This is a genomic window from Candidatus Pelagibacter communis (genome assembly GCF_001180025.1).
GTDB lineage: Bacteria > Pseudomonadota > Alphaproteobacteria > Pelagibacterales > Pelagibacteraceae > Pelagibacter > Pelagibacter ubique_A.
This window is the reverse complement of sequence record NZ_CVSK01000028.1, coordinates 1-550: the sequence shown is the minus strand read 5'-3', so window position 1 is coordinate 550 and position 550 is coordinate 1. Positions and strand designations below refer to the sequence as shown.

Sequence of the window (550 nt, the reverse complement as noted above, 5' to 3'; positions counted from 1 at the left end):
AATGACTATGATTGCTTTAATAAGTAGAGATATGTTGGGAGATAAAATTAAAGCAGTGTTGGAATATGTTCCTTCTGCAGTATTCCCAGCAATTATATTTCCAGGAATATTTATAAATGATTTTGGAACTTTTATAGAAATGAATGATCCAAAAATTTTTGGAGCATTAGTTGCTGTAATTGTAGGTTATTTTTCAAAAAATATTATTGCAACAATATCAGCTGGATTAGTTTCTTATTGGTTTTTAATATTTGTAGTATTTAATTAGCACCTAATTTTATATTTCTACTTACATTGATATCAATTAGTTGTGGTTTTGCTAAGTTTAGATTTGACATAAGCTCAACATATTCATCAACATTTTTAACCTGCAACCTTGGATTAAATTTTTTTTCATTACCAATTGTACTAGATTCTTTGCCATTATAATCATGACCAGGATATAAAATAGTTTCTTCAGGTAATTTTAACAATCTATTAAAGATCGAATTATATGCATCTTTTGAACTTCCGTTTTGAAAATCTGTTCTACCGGTCCCATTAATTAAAA

The 550-nt window shown here is 27.1% G+C and carries 1 protein-coding gene and 1 pseudogene; one reads left to right on the top strand and one right to left on the bottom strand.

Features of this window, described 5'->3' with window-relative positions:
* The first annotated feature begins 1 nt into the window (after window position 1).
* Window positions 2-268: an AzlD domain-containing protein gene (locus AMN83_RS00405; protein WP_075503423.1), complete on the top strand. Its 267-nt coding sequence runs from the start codon at window positions 2-4 to the stop codon at window positions 266-268.
* Here the strand turns inward: AMN83_RS00405 and AMN83_RS00400 are convergent.
* A pseudogene (locus tag AMN83_RS00400) lies at window positions 261-550 on the bottom strand (MBL fold metallo-hydrolase); the annotation flags it as partial. The gene AMN83_RS00405 and the pseudogene AMN83_RS00400 sit on opposite strands and share 8 nt — an antisense overlap.